The organism is Bilophila sp. 4_1_30 (assembly GCF_000224655.1).
Classification (GTDB): Bacteria; Desulfobacterota; Desulfovibrionia; order Desulfovibrionales; family Desulfovibrionaceae; genus Bilophila; species Bilophila wadsworthia.
On the sequence record NZ_JH114232.1, the window covers coordinates 677,786 to 680,483 of the forward strand.

The 2,698-nt window shown below is 61.9% G+C and carries 3 protein-coding genes; all 3 read left to right on the forward strand.

Annotation, left to right across the window (positions count from 1 at the left end; translation table 11 throughout):
• Window positions 1-414: 5'/3'-nucleotidase SurE (locus HMPREF0178_RS09635; protein WP_009733256.1), on the forward strand; the 414-nt coding region annotated here is incomplete at its 5' end.
• A 136-nt stretch (window positions 415-550) separates the two neighbouring features.
• On the forward strand, window positions 551-1,474 hold the full coding sequence (gene fba, locus HMPREF0178_RS09640; RefSeq protein WP_009733257.1) for a class II fructose-1,6-bisphosphate aldolase: 924 nt from the start codon (window positions 551-553) through the stop codon (window positions 1,472-1,474).
• A 160-nt stretch (window positions 1,475-1,634) separates the two neighbouring features.
• Window positions 1,635-2,618 (forward strand): type I glyceraldehyde-3-phosphate dehydrogenase, encoded by a 984-nt coding sequence (gap, locus tag HMPREF0178_RS09645; protein ID WP_009733258.1) that lies wholly within the window; start codon window positions 1,635-1,637, stop codon window positions 2,616-2,618.
• Window positions 2,619-2,698 lie beyond the last annotated feature (80 nt).

Here is a 2,698-nt window from a genome sequence, read left to right on the forward strand (position 1 = left end):
ACCGAAGCCGCCCTGCGCGGGCTGCCCGCCGTGGCCTTCTCGCGTCCGCGTCCCGAGCTTGAGCCGCCGCAGGCGCTGGCCCGTCACGCCGCCTCGCTGGTGGATGCCGTGGACTGGCGCTGCTGCGCCGGGAAAGTCCTGAACGTCAACTATCCGCGCTGCCGCGTCGCCGAGATCAAGGGCATCCGGGCCGCGCGCATGGCCGAGAGCCGCTGGGCCGAGAACTACGAGCGCCGCGAGGACCCCGCCGGGCGTCCCTACTGGTGGATCGCCGATTTCCTCAAGCGGGACAGCGGGGGCGACGATACGGACATCGCCCTGATGGAAGGCAACTGGGTGGCGGTCACGCCGCTTCAGGTGGATCGGACGGACCGGGAACTGCTCGGCCGCTTGCAGGAGCGGTTCGGCGTCTAGTTCCAATCCTTCGGGAAATAGGCTACAATAGGACTATCAATATGTGTGGCGGAGTCGCCACTGCGGTCTTCCGGTGCGGGAGCCGCCTTATTTCACCATCCCAATCGCAGCCGTAAGGCTGAGGCGAGGAGCAACTATGCCGCTTACCTCTCCCAGAGCCATGTTTGAACGGGCCTACAAAGAAGGTTATGCCATCGGCGCCTTCAACGTCAACAACATGGAAATCATTCAGGGAATCATGGAGGCAGGAACCGAGGAAAAGGCCCCGCTCATCCTTCAGGTTTCCGCCGGAGCCCGCAAATATGCGGGACAGAATTATATTGTGAAGCTCATTGAGGCCGGTCTGCTGGAAGCGGATCTTCCGGTTGTGCTCCATCTGGACCACGGCGCGGATTTCGACATCTGCAAGGCCTGCGTGGACGGCGGCTTCACCTCCGTGATGATTGACGGTTCGCACCACTCCTTCGAAGAGAATATTGCCGTGACCAAGCGGGTCGTGGAATACGCCCATGCCCACGGCGTCTGGGTGGAAGCCGAACTGGGCCGCCTTGCCGGGGTTGAGGAAGACGTCTCTTCCGAGCACAGCATCTATACCGATCCCGATCAGGCCGTGGAGTTTGTGGAGCGTTCCGGCTGCGACTCGCTCGCCATCGCCATCGGCACCAGCCACGGCGCGTACAAATTCAAGGGCGAAGCCAAGCTCGACTTCGAACGCCTTGAAAAGATCGGCAATCTGATGCCCGGTTACCCGCTCGTCCTGCACGGCGCGTCCAGCGTACCGCAGGAATTTGTGGAAATGTGCAATACCTACGGCGGGAAGGTCGCCGGAGCGGCGGGAGTGCCCGAGGAACTGCTCCGCAAGGCCGCCGGTATGGCCATCTGCAAAATCAACATCGATACGGATATCCGGCTGGCCATGACGGCCTCCATCCGCAAGCAGCTCGTCGAGCATCCTGAGGAATTCGATCCGCGCGGCTATCTGAAGCCCGCGCGGCAGGCCGTGAAGGACATGGTCCAGCACAAGATCAAGCACGTGCTGGGTTGTTCCGGCAAGGCGTAAATCAATTGTCACACGGGGGAGGTACACTGGCTTGTAACGCGGTTGCCTCCCCTTTGTTTCATACGGCGTTCCGCCTTTCCTTATGCGGACGCGCCGGCCCGGGCGTCGGGCGCATCAGGATTGTGCCGCAAACCTTTTCGCGTATCGAAGGAGTATCCCAATGGCTCGCATCGGAATCAACGGCTTCGGCCGCATCGGTCGTTATCTTGTCCGTCTTATGGCTGAGCGCAACGAATTCCCCGTGGTGATCAATGCCCGCGCGGACAACGCTTCTCTGGCCCATCTCTTCAAATACGACTCCGTCCACCACACCTTCAAGGGCACGGTGGGCCATGACGAAAACGGCATCATCATCAACGGCACGCACATCGCCGTGACCCGCTGCAAGCCCAACGAATGGCAGTGGAAGGACTACGGCGTGGATCTGGTGGTGGAATCCACCGGGACCATCAAGAAGCGCGCCGGGCTCGCCGAGCACATGGCCTGCGGCGCGAAGAAGGTCATCATGAGCGCCCCCGTATCCGACGCCGACATCACCATCGTGATGGGCGTGAACGACGGCCTCTATGATCCCGCCAAGCACGACGTGGTTTCCTCCGCCTCCTGTACGACGAACTGTCTCGCCCCGGTCGCCAAGGTGCTGAACGACACCTTCGGCATCGAGCACGGCCTGATGACCACGATCCACTCCTACACCATGAGCCAGCGCATCCTCGACGGTTCCCAGAAGGATATCCGCCGCGCCCGCGCCGCCGCCATGTCGATGATCCCGACCACCACTGGCGCGGCCAAGGCCGTGGCCCTCGTGCTGCCCGAGCTCAAGGGCAAGCTGGACGGCATCGCCATCCGCGTCCCCACGCCCAACGTGTCCATCGTGGACCTGAACTGCGTCATGAAGCGCGACGTGACCGTCGATGAGGTCAATGCCGCCCTGACCGCCGCCGCGAACGACAACTTCGGCGTTTCCGACGAGCCGCTGGTGTCCATCGACTACAACGGTGACACCCACGGCGGCGTCGTTGACCTGCTTTCCACCTCCGTCATGAGCGGAAACATGCTCAAAGTGCTCATCTGGTACGACAACGAAGCCGGGTTCACCAACCAGCTCCTCCGTCTGATCACGATGGTAGGCGGGAAGATGTAAGGGCCGAAAAGGTACGTTGAGAAAAGATTGGAGGGGGCGGGGAGGACTTTCTATAGAAAGTCCTCCCCGCCCCCTCCAAA